The following is a 20,879-nucleotide window of genomic DNA, read 5'->3' as shown; positions in this document are numbered from 1 at the left end:
TATACCGAGTTATATTAATTTATTATATTTTTATGATAAAATATTGATTTTAAATAAAATTATTCAAATTAACCATATGTTGAATATGCTGTTTATTAAGCCTTTTATAAACTTTGAATTCAACATTCTATCATACGCTTTGGTCAGCAATCTGCTTGAGGTGAGCATTGCGTGTGTTGGTCGATAGCCTTCGTACAGCCACTATAAATGGCTTCTGAAGGCCTGAGTTTTGTGTGTGGGTATCATGCGTTTTTCAGTTATGTCTGCGATTGCCCTCGCCTGCACAGCCCTTGCGGGATGCACGTCAAGTTCAGGCATAGACAGCCTGATGCCGCAACCATCTGCTGATCTGACCGGCTCTGTCATAAGACCTGCAGAACCCGTTATGGATGTTGCACGAACCTCACAAACATTGCCGCCTGTTCCACAACATGAAGTGCTGGCATGGGCCGGGCCTGTGCCCGACGCAGGGCCATTCAAAGCCACCCCTCCTGCGCCTGTCGCGAAGCCCGCTGAGCAACGCATCATCACGCCTGTTTCAATGCCGAAGCCAGAGATTGCGGCCTATCCACCGGTTCGCTTAGCACCTGCGCAGCGTTCTCGTGTGTATGGACAGCGTTTCCGCGATGCCAAGCCAATCAATTTCGGCAAGGCCTCTCCCCGTCAGCACGCCGTGCACGGTGTTGATGTTTCTCGCTGGCAAGGCAATATTGACTGGGCAACATTGCGTAAGAACGGTGCAAACTTCGCTTATATCAAAGCCACCGACGGCGGCGATCATCTTGATCCGATGTTCCGTAAAAACTGGCGTGAAGCAAAGGCTGCAGGTCTTAAGCGCGGCGCATACCATTTCTTCTATTGGTGCCGTGTTGCGAGCCAGCAAGCTGACTGGTTTATCCGTAACGTGCCAAACGATCCTGATGCCTTGCCGCCGGTGATTGATGTAGAATGGAACGGCGATTCCTCATGTAAACGCCGCCCGTCGCCTGCGCAGGTCCGTGAAAAAATGCAGGTATTCATGGATGCGCTGGAGCGTCATTATGGCAAGCGCCCCGTCATTTATACCGCGCCCGACTTTTACGATGACAATCTCAAGGGCGCGTTTACCGATTACCCGTTCTGGCTTCGCGCAGTAGCTCAGCACCCTTCTAAGGTCTATCCGGGCCGCCGCTGGTTGTTCTGGCAATATTCTGGATCGGGACTGTCGCAAGGGGTCAACGAAAAAATTGATCTCAACGTTTTCTACGGCAGTGAAGATCAATGGCATAAGTTTGTGCAGCGTTTTGCAAGTTCATCCTGATAAAAAAGCTCATCCCAAATTTGGGATGAGCTTAATCATTTTCAAGACTTGCCAATATTTTCCAGGTCATATGGCGTGGACTGATACATCTCATTGATCCAGTTGCCGAACAACAAATGGGCATGTCCACGCCAGCAATTCTGCGGTTTACGGCTGGGATCATTATTCGGGAAATAATTTGCGGGAACGGGCGTATCCGGCGACAGCTGAATATCCCGGAAATATTCATCTGCAAGTGAGGTCGTATCATATTCAACATGGTTGAACATGTGCAGCGAACGATGCTTTGGATCTTCCAACAGACAAAGACCGCTTTCAGGGCTATCGACAAGAACTTTGAGATTGCTACCTGATGGAATGTCGTCTTTGCGAACTTCCGTCCAGCGTGAAACCGGAATAGCAAAGTCGTCAGAGAAACCGCGCAGATACGGAGAAGATGGCTCAAGGTTTTGTTGGCTGAATACACCCGACGCCTTGCCCGGCAAATCGTATTTTCCCATGCCATGGAAATGATACACAGCCGCCTGAGCAGCCCAACAGATGTTGAGTGTGCGATGGACATGGGTTTGCGTCCAGTCGAAAACCCGTTGCATCTCATCCCAATAGGTCACGTCTTCAAACGGCATGCGCTCGACAGGCGCGCCGGTAATTACAAAGCCATCAAAACGCTCATTACGGACATCTTCCCATGGCTGATAAAATGACAGCATATGATCGGCAGGCGTGTGGCGCGCTACGTGATTGGTGATACGCACAAGCGTCAATTCCAGTTGCAGCGGTGTTGCACCGAGCAAACGCGCAATCTGCGTTTCCGTGGTTACTTTATTTGGCATCAGATTGAGAAGGCCGATTTTCAACGGCCTGATATCCTGACGAACAGCATCTGCCTCACGCATCACCATAACGCCCTCTGCTTCGAGAACACTGGTAGCAGGCAGATCGTCAGGAATTTTAATAGGCATGCGCGTCAGTCCTTCGTTTTATCGGGGCAGACGCGTGTGGCTTCATCCGTATATTTGCCGGTTGGGCCACATCCTTCCTTTTCAGGAAGTACCACCTTGCCCGGGAAGGCAGGTTGGCGTTGGGCGTCGCCCCAACTCTTGATGTAAGGCCAGTTCTAATCAAACAATGACTTTCTTGCAATAGCTATTGAGTGTCGGAGCAACGCAATGTTGGAAACTCATTTCGCAAACGGATAACTGACAGGATTCCTATCCTTGTAAATAAGACGAAATAAAACACCGCATTCCAAGTATTGATCGGAGTGACCTCAATTTTTATTATGGAACAACTGCTGGATTAATGAGTTATTCACATATCTTTAAATTGTGTTAACATGACTAGGAATGGGAGGGTAACATGAGCAATATTTTCTTCTGGATGGCGCTGGTTATTTTGCCAGTCTTGGCAGGTACCGCTTTTGCCTATGTGCGTCATATGAATCATCGCGACGACTTTTAGCTTAAAACTTGGTGATGTTTCGGACCATTGGCTCGACTATCCCACGTCGAAGCGTGATTAATTGACTAATTTCCTAGATGCCCGCTTCTGTCGCGGGTTACCCCTATTTTGTGCGCTGCATACAGGCCGCATGGTTTTCTGGACGCATTTACATAGAGTTATACCATATACAAGGTCCGCGAAATCAGAGCAATATTCGCTGGATAATATCAGGATAGGTAAGCGTTTTTCAAAACATGATAATTTTTATCATGAATAAGCTTCACTTTGCCGTTAAACTCTTTACGATCAGTCTGGTAGCGTTATTTTATAGGCGAAACTAACTTCTATCAGCGTGACTCGTAATCACGCCAAATTCAGGTGTATAGCTTCAATGAATGGACCGGATACCCCCCATATCCTCGTCGTCGGTGCAGGCTTTGGTGGCCTGCAATTAATTCATGATCTGAAAGGCGCAAATGTTCGCATTACGCTTGTCGATCAGCGTAATCATCACCTTTTTCAGCCACTCTTGTATCAGGTTGCCACAACGATTTTGGCAACATCAGAGATTGCATGGCCAATTCGCCATTTATTCAAGGACCGTAAAGAAGTGACGACACTGCTTGGCACCGTTGTCGACGTCGATACGGCATCTAAAAAAGTCAAACTCGAAAACGGTAGCGAGATTGACTACGACACACTGGTTTTAGCAACTGGCGCACGCCACGCTTATTTTGGCAATGATCGCTGGGAAAAAGTGGCGCCCGGTCTGAAGGCGCTGGAGGACGCCACAACCATTCGCCGCCGCTTGCTTCTTGCATTTGAACGGGCGGAACGTGAAGCCGATACTGCAAAGCGGCAGGCATTGCTGACATTCTCGGTGGTTGGTGGGGGACCGACCGGCGTTGAACTCGCAGGAATCATTGCAGAGCTGGCCAAGGATACAATGTGGCCCGAGTTTCGGAATATCGATACGCGTCAGGCGCGTATTTTGCTGGTGGAAGCTGGCCCGCGCATTTTGGCCGCCTTCCCTGATGATCTCTCTGCCTATGCGCAAAAAGCTCTGGAGAAGATCGGCGTTGAAGTACGCCTCGGCGTGCCAGTCAAGGAAATTACCGAGCATGGCGTGACCGTCGGTGATGAGTTTATTCCATGCGAGACGACAATCTGGGCAGCAGGTGTGGCCGCCTCACCTGCGGCAACTTGGCTTGGCGCGGAGAGTGATCGTGCGGGACGCGCACGCGTCTTGCCAGACCTTAGCGTACCCGGCCATGAGAATGTTTTCGTGATTGGCGATACTGCTTGGGTTGAAGGGCCAGACGGTAAACCTGTTCCTGGCATTGCTCCCGCTGCCAAGCAACAAGGCGCCTATGTTGCGAAAGTCATTCGGAGTCGTGTTTCAGGAACAGCAACGCCAGCACCATTCCGCTATCGCCATCAGGGCAATCTTGCAACGATTGGTCGCGGCGCAGCTGTGGTTGACATGGGGCGCATCAAGCTCAAGGGATCGCTCGCTTGGTGGGTATGGGGCATCGCCCATATCTTCTTCCTGATCGGTACGCGCAGTCGTGCAGCCGTTGCATGGAGTTGGCTCTGGACATTCATATCAGGCCAGCACAGTGCACGCTTGATCACGCAAGGCAAAGCAGCTGAAGACAATAAATAAACAAAACGGCCCGCCTAGAGCGGGCCGTTTTCATTGATCGAAATAAGAAATTATTCTGCTGGCTGCAAAAAGCCTTCGTCAATCGGTTCAGGTTCAATTTCCATCGGCTTGCCATTCATCGCAGCATTGAGACGCTCGACATCCAGCTCATTTTCCCAACGTGCAACCACGATTGTTGCAACCGCATTGCCAACGAGATTGGTCAAAGCACGGCATTCTGACATGAAGCGATCTATGCCGAGGATCAACGCCATGCCAGCTACAGGCACTGCCGGAACAACAGAGAGCGTTGCCGCCAGTGTGATGAAGCCCGCGCCCGTAATGCCAGCTGCACCCTTGGAGCTGAGCATGGCGACCAGCAGGAGCAATATTTGATCGGTCAACGACAACGGAATATCCGTCGCTTGTGCGATGAAAAGGGCCGCCAGCGTCATGTAGATATTCGTGCCATCAAGATTGAACGAATAACCGGTAGGGATGACAAGGCCAACAACGGAGCGTTTGCAACCCGCCTTTTCCATCTTGTCCATAAGGCTCGGCAATGCGGCTTCGGACGACGATGTGCCAAGAACAAGCAACAGCTCTTCCTTGATATAACGGACAAGCGCGATTATCGAGAAGCCATTATAACGAGCGACAGCACCGAGAACGAAAACTACAAACAGAAGAGCTGTGATATAGAAGGTCGCAATCAGCATGGCGAGATTGGCAATCGAGCCGATACCATATTTGCCAATTGTAAACGCCATAGCGCCAAAGGCACCGATTGGCGCTGCCTTCATCAGGATCGACACGAGCTTGAAAACGGGTGTCGTCAGCATCTGAAGGAAATCAGTAACCGGCTTGCCTTTCTCGCCAACCATAGCGAGCGAAATACCAAACAGAACCGAGAAGAACAGCACCTGCAGAATATCGCCAGATGCAAATGCACCAACAATCGTTGTTGGAATAATGCCTGACAAAAAGCCAGTAATGGTCTGCTCGTGCGCCTTTTCAGTGTAGTTCGCGACAGCTTGCGGATCGAGTGACGCGGGATCAATGTGCATGCCCGCGCCCGGCTGCACAAGATTGGCAACAATCAGGCCGATGATGAGCGCGAGGGTAGAAAAAGTAAGAAAGTAGATCATAGCTTTGCCAGCCACACGTCCGACTTTCTTCATATCGGTCATACCGGCAATGCCAGTCGCAACGGTTAGGAAAATAACCGGCGCAATGATCATCTTAACAAGCTTGATGAATGCATCGCCCAACGGCTTAAGCTGGGTGCCAAACTCCGGGTAAAAATGCCCGAGCAGAATGCCCGCTGCAATTGCGACCAGAACCTGGACATAGAGCTGCTTGTAAAGAGGGATTGGGCGGCGTGGTTCGTCCACGGCACCATTTGGTACAGCAATCATGACTTCCTCCATTTGGCTCTATCCGGATCACGTCCAGCCTCCCGAGCCATTCGTTCTTTCGTTCGGCAGCAGCGCTGCCGGTCGCGTCATGATTTGCAAGGTCCGTGCCAGTTGAAAGAAGATATTCTATCTAATTGAAAATTATGATTTTTTTAGAAAATGAAAGTTACAAGAGATTAAATTTGTGCGAAGTACCACACATTAATCTTTCTTGTTTGTGCTATTTAATGCACAATATAGAAATGAGAACGCAGCCCAATATAGCCGCTAAATCGCCACTGGCATCACATTCCAACCGCATCACCTGGTGGGTGTTTGGCATCGTTTGTATTGTTGTTTTTGCCTTGGCCTTCTGGTTTGTCGGGAATAATGCCCGCGAGCGCGCATTACAGAGCCTGCGCGAGCAAACGCGTATCGACTCCAACCTCAATGCGGCGTTTCTTCGGGCTGTACTGGAAAAACAACGCGCTCTGCCTCTCGTTTTATCGAAAGACAAAGAACTTACAGACGCCCTAGAAACAAACAATTCTGCAACGATTGATCTTTTGAACCGCAAATTCGAAGCGCTTGCGGAAGGTACTCAGGCAGCTGTTATTTATCTTATTGGCCTTAACGGTTCTGCGATCGCAGCCAGTAACTGGCGCGAACCGGACAGTTTTGTCGGGAATGATTATCAATTCAGACCATATTTTAAAGGCTCACTGAAAGACGGCAGCACAGAATATTTTGCATTGGGCAATGTGAGCCATCTGCCGGGGCTTTATATCGCACGGCGTATTGACGGCAAAAATGGACCACTTGGTGTTGTGGTTGTGAAGCTTTCATTCGATCAACTCGAAAAAGACTGGCACGAAACCGGGCGTCCGACTTTTGTGACTGATGATCGTGGTATCGTATTGATCACCAGCCTTCCGTCTTGGCGCTTTATGACGATTGGCGAATTCCCTCCAAAACGCGTTGAAGCCATTCGCCAGAGTCTTCAATTTGGCGATGCTCCACTCAAGCCGCTACCGCTCTCAATGAAACCCATTGATGGTGATAGTGATACAGTTCTGGTTGAAGCGCTTCTTCCCGGGACGGCTAAGAATACAGATTATCTGGCGATCGCTTCGCCTGTCGAAACAACGCCGTGGCAAATATACAGTCTTGCGCTCATGCGGGCGCCTGTTGAGGCTGCGGTTCGCGAGGCTCGCCTTGTCGCATTCATTATCATCGCAGCCATCGCCACGCTTATTGGCATCGTGTTGCGCCGAAGACAGAGGATTATCGCACGCATTGCGGATGCACAACGGCGACAAGCTGAACTTGAGGATCGTGTTATTGAACGAACACGAGACTTGGTTAAAGCACGTGACCGGTTGCAGTCAGAGATCAGCGATCACCATAGAACCGAGACAATGCTTCAAGGCGTCCAACAAGATCTTGTTCACGCCAACCGACTGGCGATCATGGGGCAAGTTGCAGCGGGTGTTGCGCATGAAATAAACCAGCCTGTCGCAACCATTCGCGCTTATGCAGACAATGCGCGTATTTTTCTTGAGCGAAAACAACTGGATGCTGCGACCGAAAATCTTACAGAAATTGCGACACTGACAGAACGCATCGGGGCGATCACCGGTGACTTGCGCACTTTTGCACGCAAAGGCCATCGGCCGTCAGAAGCCGTGCCACTCGCAGAGATTATATCGGGTGCACTTGTCCTGCTACGCAGCCGCTTTTCGGGCAGCATGGATCAGTTTGACATTGAGTTACCATCCAACGACGTGAAAATTACCGGACATTCATTGAGACTGGAACAAGTGCTGATAAACCTATTTCAAAATGCTCTTGAAGCCGTTGAAATTAAAGGAAATAGCGGCAAGATTAAAGTCAGATCAAAGTCGCTTTCTAAAAGCGTTGTACTGACCATTTCTGACAATGGTGCCGGCATCCCACAAAACATTCAGGAAAATCTCTTTTCGCCTTTTAATACGTCGAAAGACCACGGCCTTGGTCTTGGTCTGGTAATCGTGAAGGAAATCCTCACTGATTATGGCGGGAAAATATCGGCAAAAAGCAGCCTCAACGGCACGACCTTCCGCGTAGAGTTTAAGAAAGCATGATGAACATTCCCGTTATACTGGTCGATGATGATAAGGAACTGCGCCGGGCTACACGACAGACTTTGGAGCTTGCAGGTTATGACGTGCATGACTTTGGGAGTTCGACTGAAGCATTACCGGCGATTACAGCCGCATTCGAAGGCGTCATAATAACAGATGTTCGTATGCCGAAAGTCGACGGATTGGAGCTGTTCGCGCGCATTCAAGCAATTGATATCGATCTGCCCGTTATTCTGATCACCGGCCATGGCGATATACCCATGGCAGTGCAGACTATTCAGAATGGAGCTTACGATTTTATTGCTAAACCTTTTGCTGCTGATCGGTTGATTCACAGTGTTTTAAGGGCAGCAGAACATCGAAAACTGGTTCTCGAAAATCGCAGACTGCGTAAATTAGCGGACGATGCGCAAAACGATATGCCGCTTATCGGCCAAACACCAGCAATTGAAAACCTCCGCCGTATCATCCGTGATATCGCTGATACCAATGTTGATGTTCTGATTGCGGGCGAAACCGGAAGCGGCAAAGAAGTCGTTGCTCAATTGCTTCATGATTGGGGTGGCCGTCGCAAAGGTAATTTCGTTGCTCTCAATTGCGGAGCTTTGCCCGAAACAGTGATCGAAAGCGAACTCTTCGGTCATGAAGCGGGCGCGTTTACCGGCGCTCAAAAGAAACGCGTCGGACGTATCGAACACGCAAGCGGCGGAACGCTATTTTTAGATGAAATAGAAAGCATGCCGCCTGCAACACAGGTAAAGCTTCTGCGCGTTCTCGAAATGCGCGAGATCACACCGCTTGGCACCAACGACGTTCGCCCCATTGATCTGCGCGTTGTCGCCGCCGCAAAGATCGATCTGGGTGACCCACTGCAACGCGGCGATTTTCGTGAAGACCTTTATTATCGGTTGAATGTCGTGACGTTGACGATCCCGCCATTGCGCGAGCGTCGTGACGACATTCCGCTACTCTTTTCGCATTTTCTTGCACGTGCTGCACGACGCTTCAATCGTGACATGCCTACACTGGATAGCACGACACAGCGCTATTTGATGGAACATAGCTGGCCGGGAAACGTCCGTGAGCTGGTGCATTTCGCTGAGCGGTTTGCTTTAGGTGTTAAAATCCCTTCTCAACGATCATCTCGTTTGCACGAGGAACAGGAAACACTGCCAAAACGTCTCGAGCGTTTTGAAGCTGAACTCATTCGCGAAACGCTAACAGCATACAACGGCAATGTGCAGGATACGCTGGAGGCGCTCGGCATTCCGCGCAAGACATTTTACGACAAAATGCAGAGGCACGGCATTAACAGAGCAGATTATAAGCCGTAATGTTAAACTCACCTCCTACACGGGAGCGGCGATCAAATGACCCGTCATCGAATGCTTCATGACGTCCATTGGAACTCCATAAATTTCTTTCAGACGTTCCGGCACCATAATGCCTTCAGGAGATGATTGCGCAATCAAACGGCCACTGTGCAGGGCAAATACAGCATCGCAAAAGCGTGCCGCCATGTTCACATCATGCAGAACGACGAACACGCTGAGATTTTTCTCATGTGATAGTTTTTGCACGAGTGACAAAACTTCAATCTGATGTGCAATGTCGAGTGCAGATGTCGGCTCATCAAGCAACAGGCATTCTGCGTCTTGAGCGACGAGCATTGCGAGCCAGACACGCTGACGTTCGCCACCTGAAAGCGTGTCGACCATACGATCTGCAAAAGGCGCTATTCCTGTGAGCTCAATTGCTTCTTCGACTTTCTGGCGATCAATAGCACCAAAACGACCAAGAGCGCCGTGCCAAGGATAACGGCCCAATGCCACGAGTTCTTTCACAAGCATACCGTTCGCTGCAGATGTCTGTTGTGGCAGATAGGCTAGTTTGCGCGCGAATGCCCTGTCGCCCCATTCATTGAGGGCTTTTCCTGCAAAGCGCACAGTTCCGCCAGATGCAGGGTGCTGCCGAGCGAGAATTTTAAGAAGTGTAGATTTGCCCGACCCGTTGTGACCAATAAGCGCCGTCAGACTTGCCGCAGGTATCGACATGGTCAGTGGCTGCAAAAGAGTACGCCCCGGAACTGCGAAACTGACATTCTCAAGTTCAAACAATGCGGCAGTCATAAATCTGGTCCGTTCGAGATTGGTTTGCCGGTTGATAGCAAAACATGATCAATATATACATGTTAAAATTCTCATGCGCGGCTTTTGTCGTTATCAACGTCTGAAAACTCTGTCCATGGAAAGATACATTGGGCTTCCATCCAAACATGACCAGTCATATCGAAGACGTCAGCTTGCTGGACGATCTTCATTATCGCGTATGGCATGGAGCGATTGCCGATGTCTGGACGGTTGATTGCGGCCCCGGTGCACGCGGCGAATATGTTTCCCAAGCCCCCCGACTTTTTCTCGTTTTAGAGAGCCGTGGTGAATTGACAATTCGACCCGAGCGAAATTTGCGTAATCCAGTTGCGACAAGGGAACAACCACGTCTTTGCTATATACCAGCAGGCATGACAATCTGGAGCCGGGTTGCAAAGCCGGGCAAGCTTAAACACCTCGATTTGCACTTGGATACTCGTGCGCTTCAACAGCGTTTTGGAAATACGCTCGACTATAATGCTATGGGCCGCCCTCGTCTCTTATTCTCAAACAGCAAGATTGAACAAATTGGCAACCTTCTTGCAGATGAATGTCAGTCAGATGCGCCATTACATGATCTTTATGGCGAAGGACTGATCAACGCCCTTGTCAGTGAATTATTTGAAGTGCACCAGGAACAAAATGCGCGTGCCAGCAAACTTTCACCTTGGCAGCTGCGGCGAGTAACTGATTTCATTGAAGCCAACTGCTTTCGTGTCGTCCGACTGCACGAACTTGCGGCTTTAGCCGATCTTTCCGAAGCCTATTTTTGCACAGCTTTTAAATCTTCTACAGGTACCTCACCACACGCGTGGCAAATGCAAAGACGCATCGAACATACACAAAGTCTGTTATTGCAGCCAAACGTTTCTTTGCCCCATATCGCGGCAATAGCAGGGTTTTCTGATCAGGCGCACTTCACCCGCGTGTTTAAAAAACTGACTGGCTTGACACCCGCAGCATGGATACGCATGCAAGCTTAATTTCGCATTTTTCAGCCCCATTACATTATCGAAATATTGTTCAATTCAGCGAAATATCGATCAATCCCGCGTCCATATCTTGATGTAAGCACTCATATTAATTTGCCACTCTGTTGCAGTGTGCAATGATCGTGCCTGAATGACGTTTTGGGGAAACACTTCACGTCAACAATGCAGGCACCCATCAAATACTATGAGGGGCTGAGGCCATATGACGACTTCGATCAAGCACACGATGAGAGCAGTTCTTGCCAGCGGTACAGCGCTCGCCTTACTGCCGTTCGGAAGCACATTCGCTTTGGCGCAAGATACAAACGGAACAATCAAACTTGATACGGTTACTGTGCAAACAGGAACTGGGAACCCATCAGCAGGAACAGCACCTGTCGACGGTTTTGTCCCGCAGGCAACCAAAACCGGCTCTAAAGACAGCGTGGCGATCGAAAAAATCCCGCAATCTGTTTCGGTTGTTGGACGCGATCAGATTTATGCCATTGGCGCGCAAAAACTTGATGAAGCACTGCGCTACACGCCCGGCGTTCTTGGTCAGCCCTTTGGCGTCGATAACGACACTGACTGGCTTTACATCCGCGGCTTTGAGGCCACGCAATATGGTACGTATCTCAACGGATTGCAAAACTTCAGTTATGGATTTGGCGGCTTCCTGATTGATAGTTTCGACATCGAACGTATTGATGTTCTGCGTGGTGCAGCCTCTGCACTCTATGGCGGCTCCAATCCGGGCGGCATTGTCAATTACATCAGCAAACGCCCGAATGGTGAGCGTATTCGCTATCTTGAATCTGGCATTAATAGCTATGGCAATGGTTATGTCGGTTTTGATATTGGCGACAAAGCGAAAGAAACAGTCAATTACCGCATCAACGGCAAGATACAAGGTGGCGATAACTATACAGATTACTCGAAGGAGTTTCGTGGCGTCATTTCTCCAAGCATCGAATATAAACCAGATGTCGCGACACGTCTTACCATCCTTGCCAATTACACGCATCTCGATCTCACGCATGATGGCGGTAGCTTCCTGCCCTATTATGGCACCGTCGTGCCAACCGAATTTGGAAAAATCTCGCGTAAGACAAATCTGACTGAACCGGGCATCGACGATTATAAGCGCGAACAGGTTCAAATCGGCTACGAGTTTGAACACCAGTTCGACAATGATTGGACTGTTCGTCAGAATGTCCGTTACGGAATGGCGCATGTAAAAGAGCATAGCCTCTATGCTTATGGCTACGATGCATTCCTCCCGCAGCCTGCTCCAGGCAACCCTTATGTTTCGCGTATCAACTTTAAACACGATACGACGGTCAACACGTTTCAGGCAGACAATCAGCTTGAAGGCGTCGTAACAACAGGCGTTCTCACCCATAATCTGCTGTTTGGTGCTGAGTATCGTTATTTCCGTATCGACCAGATGCAGCAGTCTGGCGAAGGAACGACGATTAACCCATACGATCCCATTTATGGCGCGCCGCAGGTGCCAATGCGCGATCATTATATCGATCAAAAGCTCAATCGCCATCAGCTCGGCGTCTATGCCCAAGATCGCATAGAATTTGGCGACGGCTGGATTGTTACGATGAACGGTCGCTATGATTATGTCTGGACAGAAGCGACGGGTCTTCCAGCTTACGAATATAATACTGGTCGTCTGTCAGGACGCGCAGGTGTAGGCTATGAATTCGACAACGGCATCACACCCTATTTAAGTGTAGCCACGTTCTTCAATCCAATTATCGAAACGCTCTATGATGGCAGTTATGCACAACCAGAAACTGGCACGCAATATGAAGTCGGTGTGAAATATCGCCCGGAATTTTTCGATGGCCTCATTACAGCTTCACTGTTCGACCTCACAAAAGAAAACGCCCTCACCGGCAGCAGCTTTGCGCGCGAACAGCTGGGCAAGGTCAATTCCCGCGGGATCGAATTGGAAGTTCAGGCCCACATCAATGATGACTGGAAAGTGACCGCTTCGGTTACGGCATATGATCTTAAGATCAAAGAGAATGACACCAATCCGTCCATCATCGGAAATCGCCCATATCTGCTTCCTGAGCAGCAAGCATCGGCTTTCGTTCAATACACAGTTCCGGAAGGTGTGCTCAAAGGTGTAACGCTGGGCGGCGGTGTACGCTATCTCGGCTCATCCTATGCAGACGAGGAAAACACGCTGAAAGTGCCAGCAGTCACGTTGGCTGACTTGAAGCTTGGCTATGAAAAAGACAATTGGGGCGTCGATCTCAACGTGACGAACCTGTTCGATAAAAACTACGTTGCCGGCTGTCAGGGCATTTACGTATGCGGTTACGGTGAAGGCAGAAAAGCGCTATTGCGCCTCCATACCAAGTGGTAAGCGCTAAAATTAAGCGCCGTGACACAACATATCACGGCGCTTATTGTTTATATATCTCAATTAATTATACTTAATTTTGAATAATTTAATTCATATCGCTTTCTTCAGAAAGTCTCGCAATACAATCGCCTGATTATGCTGCTCGTCTTTTGCTCCATAAAGCAATGTTATGGGCTTGCCAGCACTGGCTTCGAGCAGCTGTTTTAGAGCATCCTCCTTCGTTGCCAGCTCGACGCGATATTTCATTTGGAATGCATCCCATTTTGCAGGTTCATGATTGAACCACTTGCGTAATTCGGAAGACGGCGCAATTCCTTTATCCCAAAGATCAATTGCAGCCTTTTCCTTCGTCATGCCGCGTGGCCATACGCGATCAACAAGAACACGGAATCCGTCCTCCGGCGCTGGCGCTTCGTAAATTCGCTTAATACTGATAGTTTGCATAAAAGTGTCCCCGCAGAAGATATGCAGGGACATAGGTCATTGAGCTGACACGACAAGTTCAGGCCGATAGCACGCCACCAATGGATGTAGACTGTACGCTGTGCAAGCGCTGATAGCGGCCATTCTTCACATTGAGCAACTCTTTGTGGCTTCCTTGCTCGACAATTTCACCGCCTTCGACAACCAGAATGCGGTCCGAATTGACGATAGTTGCAAGGCGATGCGCGATGACGAGCGTTGTACGCCCCACCGAAAGATCGGCTAACGACTGCTGAATAGCGCGCTCAGTTTCGGTATCCAGAGCAGATGTTGCCTCATCTAAAATGAGGATTGGTGGATTTTTGAGGAATATGCGGGCGATAGCCAAACGCTGTTTCTGTCCACCTGAAAGCTTCACACCACGTTCTCCGATGACGGTGTCATAGCCATCGGGAAGGTTGGCGATTACGTCATCAAGACGCGCGCGACGCGCAGCTTCAACAATCTCTTCATCCGTTGCGTCCAGGCGGCCATAAGCGATGTTTTCGCGGATGGAGCCTGCAAACAAAAACACATCCTGACTGACAATACCAATATTGGAACGTAACGACTTGAGCGTCATGTCACGAATATCGATGCCGTCTATGTAAATTCCGCCGCCCGTCACTTCATAAAACCGTGGCAGCATGGAACAGATCGTTGTTTTGCCCGCGCCTGATGCACCGACAAAAGCGATTGTTTCACCTGCCTCGATAGAAATATTGAGATTGCTCAGAATAGGTCGATTGTCACTATAACCGAAACTTACATCCCGATATTCAATATCACCCTTCAATCGTGAAACGGATTGAGCGTTTGGGCGGTCGGCGATATCCGGGCGCGTATCCATGAAGTCAATGTAACGCTGAAAACCGGCAATACCTTTTGGATAGCTTTCAATAACCGAGTTAATCTTATCGATCGGGCGGAAAAACACATTCACCAACAGAAGAAAGCCAACAAAGCCACCTGCTGTCATTTCTCCGCGCACGACGAACCAAGCACCCGCAAGCATGACGACTACCTGTACAAAGCGCATCGACAGATAGGACAGCGACATTGATGCTGCCATGATTTTATACGCCGCAAGCTTGGTCTTCTGATAGTTTTCATTGCTTTCAGCAAACAGCTTGCGTTCATGGTCTTCATTGGTAAAGGCCTGAACGACGCGTATTCCGCCAACATTTTCTTCAATTCGGGCATTGAAATCGCCAACCCGGCGATAAAGCGCGTGCCAGTTCGATGTCATCCGCCCGCCATAACGCAACGTCACATAGGCAGATAGAGGCACAATAAGCGCAGTAATCAAAGCAAGCGGCACATGTACCCATATCATCAATGCGAAAGCGCCAATTAGCGTCATAACAGCAATGAACAGGTCTTCAGGGCCATGGTGGGCGACTTCACCGATCTCTTCCAGATCTTTGGTCAGGCGTCCAACAAGATGTCCCGTTTTCTGATTGTCAAAAAAGCCAAATGACAGCTTTTGAAGATGGTCAAATGCCTTGCGACGCATCTCCGTTTCAATACGGATGCCGAGCATGTGGCCCCAATAGGTCACCACAACCTGAAGAAACGCATTAAGGACATAAATTGCCAGCAAGCCAACTGCAGCGAGACCGATGATACTAAGCTGTCCTGTTGGCAGAAGCCGATCAATAAAAACCGTCACGGCTATAGGGAAAGCAAGTTCCAGGAGACCGGCTGCCACAGCACATGAAAAGTCCAGCATAAACAAGGCACGATGTGGCTTGTAATAACCAGCAAAGCGTTTCAACAATTCAGCCATGGCGCGGCTCCTTCAATTATAATTTGTAGGGTGCCTAGCGCATTATTTTTGCGAGCGAAAGGTTATTATGACCTATTCGCTCAGCATTGTGATTAGCATAGGTTTTAAACAGCCATAAAACCGACAGCATCCTTGTGCCAATAGCCAGCAACAAGTGTTTCTTCACGGCTTTTGCCAAGGTTCTGGCGCCAATGTTGCCGAACGATTTTTGCCTGATCTGCTTCACCCGCAAACCAGCCAAAGCTATCTGGGCCCTCTGGCCACTCCGCTTCACACAACACTTGTGTGAGAGTTTCCGCCGCGCGCTTCTGATCGGAATCTATAATCCATTCTACAGATACACCTGATGGATAAACGAGATCCTGTACGTCCTTCTCACTATCGACAGCTATTACGACACGTCCCGTGACGTCATCCGAAAACTCCGCAAGCATGCGTCCGATTGCTGGAAGCCCGGTTGCATCCGCACCAATAAGGTAACGGCTGGCTTGGCGCAGAGGTCGACCAACAGGACCCATCAAGCCAACCTGATCACCTGGTTTTGCATTTTTAGCCCAAGTACAAGCTAGCCCTTCAACCACATGAAGATAGAAATCAATTTCCAGCCAACCTTCATCAAGGTTGAGGCTACGAATGGTATAAGCACGTGAAGCTGGCTTGCGATCATCATCAGGCCAGAACGGCAAGCCATTTGGTCCCATAATCGGCCAGACTGGCTGAGGGACTTCTATTGTTGGAAGCAGCAAACGAATATGCATCGCGCCAAAAAGGGAAAAACGCTTGAGATCTTCACCTGCAAGTCGCATTCGCAACATGCGCGGTGTCAACAAACTGTTTGAGATTACCCGCATAAGGCGAAACTGCGGCAAAACCTGTTGCCCCGCCCTATCACCCTGCCAGATAATTTCCGGTGCTTCTTCTTTGGTATAGAGCTTAATCGCAACCGCTGCGAGATCTTTGAGACGGTGCAAACCAGTATCGTCATCCGCGTGAAGTGCAACGCGATAGCCATTGGTTTTGCTTTCAATCTCGATGCGCCCGAATGAAAAATCAAACGTGTGATTGTCACCGCTTGCATCATATTGGGCGTGATATGAATTCAGACGGTCAACAATATTTGGCAGATAGGCACTGCCGTTTTGCAGAGCGATATTCGCATAACTGAGCAAGGCTCGGGAATTATCAAGAGATGGCTGCGACACGGGCTTTCTCGGTATATTCATTAGATCGGGAGGATTTAGATAGGGAGGATGAAGCCTTGCGGCTCCATCCGTGACTTCAAATTTCAACCGCCAATACGGCCTGTAATCGCAACCTTGAAGGTTCGACCCTTGCCCTGATTTTGGTCGGAGGTTGTGGCCCAACCTGTTTGTGGGTCTGTATAAGCCTTGTTGAACAGATTATCGACGCCGAGATCAAGCTTTACATTGTCGTTCACTTGCCAGTTCGCGAACACGTTTACGAGGTCATGACGCGGGTATGTATAGACTTTGTTGCTGCTTATGCGGTTAACTTTTCCAACACTTTCATACTCGACACCATAGACAAGCTTTTCATCGAAAGCCTTCAGGCCCAAAGTCACACTTGCATTATCCAGAGGCGTATTGCTGAGCGCATCCCCCTTGTAGATTCCATCTTTCATCTCAGCATCTGTGAATGAAGCGCCAAGATTGATGTAACCCCACCAGTTGTCATAGGTGCCTTCAAGTTCGATACCGCGTAGACGTGCGGTACCGACATTTTCGGACGTCGTATATGTGCCCTTGGAAACCGTCTCGATGTAGTTTTTCACATCTGTATGGAAGAAATTGATCTTTGCACGGACCTGATCGCCTGCATCAAAAATACCATCCTGTCGCAGATTCACACCGGCTTCAAACGATGTCGCAACTTCTGGCTCCAACAGCAGGTTAGGCTCATAGCCTGCACCATGCGCGCCATTCTGGCGGAACATGTCCTGCATATGCGGAACACGGTAGCCCTGCGAATAGAGGCCATAGAACTGCACGCCATCCCATGGCCTCACACCAACGCTGAGGCGCGGCGAGAAACGATGTCCATCAACATTAACGTCCTGCGCCGGGTTCGTTCCATCGGACTTGATTGTGCCTTCAAGTCGATAACCATCGTAACGGACAGCAGCGATGAGTTCGAGCCACTTCTGGTAATCGCCCTGCCATTGCAGAACACCACCATAAGCCTGCTGGTCACCATTACCGAAGTTGTCGGTATCGGATTCTCCACGCATCTTATAATAATCAACACCATAGGTGATGGTGTGCGTTATGGCGTCCGTTTCAATCTTTGAGCTGTTGTAAGCGCGGAAACCAGCCGTCGAAACATTATAAAAGCGCGTTTTTCCAATGCTTGCCGTTGGCCAGATTTGGTACTGATCGTTATCCGTCTCACTATAATAGGCATTCACAGACAAATCCCAGAATGGATTGTCCTCGGGCTTATAGGTGTAATTTCCGGTGTAGGTGTTAACGACGGTGTCGGCATCATATGTTGAAAGCGTCTTCGACGTAGAGCCACTGCTGCCCGTCATGGCATCATTATATTTCTGACGTGAATATCCGAATTTTAGTTCATGTCCTTCAGCTGGACGGATTGTAATCTTACCAAGCCCGCTAACGACACGCTCGCCGGTCCAGCGAACGAAATCACCATCACCATTCTTATATTCACCGCTATCACGGTAATTCATGTTACCGATGACATCGACATTTTCATTAAAACGATAGGCACCGACGGTGCTGGTCATCCAGCCTTTTCCGTTCGATTCATAGCGAAGTTTTTCACTTAGCGCCCAGGTTTCGCTATCACGCAGGAAATCGCTCGCATCTTTGGTCTCGAACGCAACCAGACCGCCGATACCGCCATTACCATAGGCGTTGGACACAGGACCGCGAATGACTGTTACCTGCTTGAGCATTTCAGGCTCGATATAAAACGATCCTGAACCATGGCCAACGCGCCAATAATCCTGACGTGCGCCATCAATTGTTACGGCAACGCGGCCCTTTTCCTGAAGACCACGAATATTGATCGAGGTTGCTGGATCATCACCATTGAGCGAAGCATGGACGCCCGGTGTCGTGCGGAAGAGATCAGCAGCAGTTGTTGCTTGAATGCGATCAATATCAGCCCGAGTAATGACGCTGGTTGAAGCCATCGAGTCGATTGCAGCTGCATTTTGAATCGTCGGCGAAATGGTAATCGTATCGAGCTGAAGCACCTGCTCTTTACGCTTCGGCGCGGTCTTATCTTCTTCCGAGACCTGATTCTGCACGGAGTTCGACTGCACTGCAGTTTGTGTAAAACCGGGGGTAGCCGTGAGAAGTCCTGCTCCCACTAAACCGGTCAAAATTGTTGTATTCAACAGATAGCCAATACGTACCGAATTCAATTTCACGACAACCCCCGTGCCAGCTCACAGCCGCCAAGTCATTAAGATGATAAAAAGACTCATATTAATTGGGTGCTATATTAATCTTGATATTCAGAGTCAACTTTAATTAATCTCAGTTAGCAGGTTTTACGTGAAGAAACTGGAACACGCAGGAAAGCGGTACTTCAAACGATTAAATTGAAATTCGAACACAACAATTCCCAATATAAAAGCATCACAATTTTTGAAATTTTTTACAAAGGTAAAAATAAATTTCTTATTACATCAACCGCGATGATAATAGATAGCATATGAATTCGAGTTTATTAGAAGATGCACCATAAACGTATAATAATTTCAGTAATTTCTGAAAATTAGATGTAATTATAAAGGGGTTGCTTTTTAAATGTACGGCGTTATTGTCGGCGCCACTTGGAGGAGTTGAGAGCCGCCCCAGCGCGTTAACCGCTGCGGGGCGGTTTCTTATTTTAGCTATTCCAAATTGCATATCTGCCCTGCAGTATCGGCTCTTGTAACTCCGCCATTCAGCACCTATTTTCGGGATGTTCAGTCTCACTCCTCCTCCCAGAGGCTGAACTCGAAGCGCGGCACTCCTCCTCCCAGTCGCGCTTTTCAGATCAGCCCGCTACACACTCCTCCTCCCAGTGTAGCGGGCGTTCTTTTATCTCCCTGATAAATTTAGATTATGAACCGCTTCCATCGGATGGTCACTTGGGTGGAATCTGCAATTTTTGTTCTTCTGCAAGCAGCGACCAGGCAGCAATGAACATTGCAGCAATCATTGGCCCAACGACAAAACCATTGATACCGACGAGAGAGATACCGCCGATTGTCGATATAAGAATAACGAAATCAGGCATACGCGTCCCTTTACCAACCAACGGTGGACGCAAGAAATTGTCGATCAAGCCGATTACAAAAACACCCACGAAGATGAGAAATGCTGCTTTAAACCATATTCCATTGACTGCAAACCATAATGCCGCTGGAGCCCATATAAGGGAAGCGCCAACAACTGGAAGCAACGAGAATATAGTCATCATGACGCCCCATAACAGAGCGGCTTCTATACCCAAAAACCAGAATGTGACGCCACCAAGCGTGCCTTGGATAAGCGCTATAATGATATTGCCCTTTACAGTAGCGCGAATGACGGCTGTAAATTTTTCAACGATTTGGTTGGTGTATTCATCACTTAATGGAATTGCCTGACGGATTTTCGCGCCAAGTTCAGGTCCATCGCGAAACAGAAAAAACAGCAGATAAGTCATTATGCCGAAGCTGACAAAAAACTGTAAAGTATTCTGACCAAGACTCACCAACCGTCCTGCAAAAAGCTGACTGCCTTGTAATATCGCAGAAGAAATACGTGATCGCCAGTCAGCGAAGCTCCCCAGTTCCAATCGGATCATCCACTCTTCTAGCGAGCCGGGCAACGCATCAAGAATGCTTGTGATATAGCTATTGAGATCAAACTCCCGTGTACTCAGACGCTGATAAAGCGAGTTGCCCTCCTGCACCAAAGAACCAAATATCAACAGCACGGGGATAATTACCAAGCAGATACACATCAGGACTGAAAGCAATGCTGCAAAATTGCGCCTGCCATTAAGCACGCGCACGAGCCACTGCTGCACCGGGTAGAATATGATTGCGAGAATAACACCCCACAACACTGCCGAATAATAGGGAATAAGCAACCAGGCAAAGGCGACTGTGACCAGAGCGAGGAGAATATAAAAGCTGGCGCGCTGGACTGACATGATCTCTCTTTGATCTCGGATTCTGATTTGAACGT

14 protein-coding genes and 1 riboswitch are annotated in these 20,879 nt (G+C 49.0%); of the genes, 6 read left to right on the top strand and 8 right to left on the bottom strand.

The window, feature by feature from the left end:
- Window positions 1-244: 244 nt before the first annotated feature.
- Window positions 245-1,300 carry a GH25 family lysozyme gene (locus U2P60_RS05205; protein ID WP_413571645.1) on the top strand — a complete coding sequence of 352 codons (1,056 nt, stop codon included), beginning with the start codon at window positions 245-247 and terminating at the stop codon, window positions 1,298-1,300.
- A 41-nt stretch (window positions 1,301-1,341) separates the two neighbouring features.
- Here U2P60_RS05205 and U2P60_RS05200 read toward each other — a convergent pair whose 3' ends face one another.
- Window positions 1,342-2,262: a homoserine O-succinyltransferase gene (locus tag U2P60_RS05200; RefSeq protein WP_413571644.1), complete on the bottom strand. Its 921-nt coding sequence runs from the start codon at window positions 2,260-2,262 to the stop codon at window positions 1,342-1,344.
- A gap of 40 nt (window positions 2,263-2,302) precedes the next feature.
- Window positions 2,303-2,412: riboswitch (SAM-I-IV-variant riboswitch) on the bottom strand.
- A gap of 722 nt (window positions 2,413-3,134) precedes the next feature.
- Here U2P60_RS05200 and U2P60_RS05195 point away from each other — a divergent pair.
- On the top strand, window positions 3,135-4,409 hold the full coding sequence (locus U2P60_RS05195; protein ID WP_413571643.1) for an NAD(P)/FAD-dependent oxidoreductase: 1,275 nt from the start codon (window positions 3,135-3,137) through the stop codon (window positions 4,407-4,409).
- Window positions 4,410-4,459: 50 nt separating this feature from the next.
- Here the strand turns inward: U2P60_RS05195 and U2P60_RS05190 are convergent, their stop codons facing one another.
- The gene (locus tag U2P60_RS05190; protein WP_313829537.1) at window positions 4,460-5,806 is read right to left on the bottom strand and encodes a dicarboxylate/amino acid:cation symporter; all 1,347 of its coding nucleotides are present in this window, start codon (window positions 5,804-5,806) and stop codon (window positions 4,460-4,462) included.
- A 227-nt stretch (window positions 5,807-6,033) separates the two neighbouring features.
- Between U2P60_RS05190 and U2P60_RS05185 the strand changes: the two genes are divergently transcribed.
- On the top strand, window positions 6,034-7,908 hold the full coding sequence (locus U2P60_RS05185) for a sensor histidine kinase (protein ID WP_413571641.1): 1,875 nt from the start codon (window positions 6,034-6,036) through the stop codon (window positions 7,906-7,908).
- Complete coding sequence (locus U2P60_RS05180; protein ID WP_413571640.1) at window positions 7,905-9,242, top strand: sigma-54-dependent transcriptional regulator; 1,338 nt, start codon at window positions 7,905-7,907, stop codon at window positions 9,240-9,242. Before U2P60_RS05185 ends, U2P60_RS05180 begins: the two co-directional genes overlap by 4 nt.
- 15 nt (window positions 9,243-9,257) lie before the next feature.
- Here the strand turns inward: U2P60_RS05180 and U2P60_RS05175 are convergent, their stop codons facing one another.
- Window positions 9,258-10,037: an ATP-binding cassette domain-containing protein gene (locus U2P60_RS05175; protein ID WP_413571639.1), complete on the bottom strand. Its 780-nt coding sequence runs from the start codon at window positions 10,035-10,037 to the stop codon at window positions 9,258-9,260.
- A 146-nt stretch (window positions 10,038-10,183) separates the two neighbouring features.
- On the opposite strand from U2P60_RS05175, the gene U2P60_RS05170 reads away from it, so the two are divergent.
- Window positions 10,184-11,041: a helix-turn-helix transcriptional regulator gene (locus U2P60_RS05170; protein WP_413571636.1), complete on the top strand. Its 858-nt coding sequence runs from the start codon at window positions 10,184-10,186 to the stop codon at window positions 11,039-11,041.
- A 211-nt stretch (window positions 11,042-11,252) separates the two neighbouring features.
- Window positions 11,253-13,418 (top strand): TonB-dependent siderophore receptor, encoded by a 2,166-nt coding sequence (locus U2P60_RS05165; RefSeq protein WP_413571634.1) that lies wholly within the window; start codon window positions 11,253-11,255, stop codon window positions 13,416-13,418.
- Between the two features lie 90 nt (window positions 13,419-13,508).
- On the opposite strand, the gene U2P60_RS05160 is transcribed toward U2P60_RS05165, so the two are convergent.
- The 5 genes from U2P60_RS05160 to U2P60_RS05140 form a co-directional block, all read right to left on the bottom strand.
- Window positions 13,509-13,862: a DUF488 domain-containing protein gene (locus tag U2P60_RS05160; protein ID WP_413571633.1), complete on the bottom strand. Its 354-nt coding sequence runs from the start codon at window positions 13,860-13,862 to the stop codon at window positions 13,509-13,511.
- A gap of 58 nt (window positions 13,863-13,920) precedes the next feature.
- Window positions 13,921-15,669, bottom strand: a complete 1,749-nt coding sequence (locus tag U2P60_RS05155) for an ABC transporter ATP-binding protein (protein WP_413571631.1) — start codon at window positions 15,667-15,669, stop codon at window positions 13,921-13,923.
- Between the two features lie 104 nt (window positions 15,670-15,773).
- A complete protein-coding gene (locus tag U2P60_RS05150) occupies window positions 15,774-16,871 on the bottom strand; it encodes a siderophore-interacting protein (protein WP_413571630.1) in 1,098 nt (365 codons plus the stop codon).
- Between the two features lie 83 nt (window positions 16,872-16,954).
- A complete protein-coding gene (locus U2P60_RS05145; RefSeq protein ID WP_413571629.1) occupies window positions 16,955-19,084 on the bottom strand; it encodes a TonB-dependent hemoglobin/transferrin/lactoferrin family receptor in 2,130 nt (709 codons plus the stop codon).
- A 704-nt stretch (window positions 19,085-19,788) separates the two neighbouring features.
- Window positions 19,789-20,844: an AI-2E family transporter gene (locus U2P60_RS05140; RefSeq protein ID WP_413571628.1), complete on the bottom strand. Its 1,056-nt coding sequence runs from the start codon at window positions 20,842-20,844 to the stop codon at window positions 19,789-19,791.
- Window positions 20,845-20,879 lie beyond the last annotated feature (35 nt).

The sequence above is a fragment of the Brucella sp. H1_1004 genome (assembly GCF_047308065.1).
Lineage (GTDB): Bacteria > Pseudomonadota > Alphaproteobacteria > Rhizobiales > Rhizobiaceae > Brucella > Brucella pseudogrignonensis_B.
Note: the sequence above shows the minus strand (reverse complement) of the source record. Positions and strands in the feature narration are given on the sequence as shown.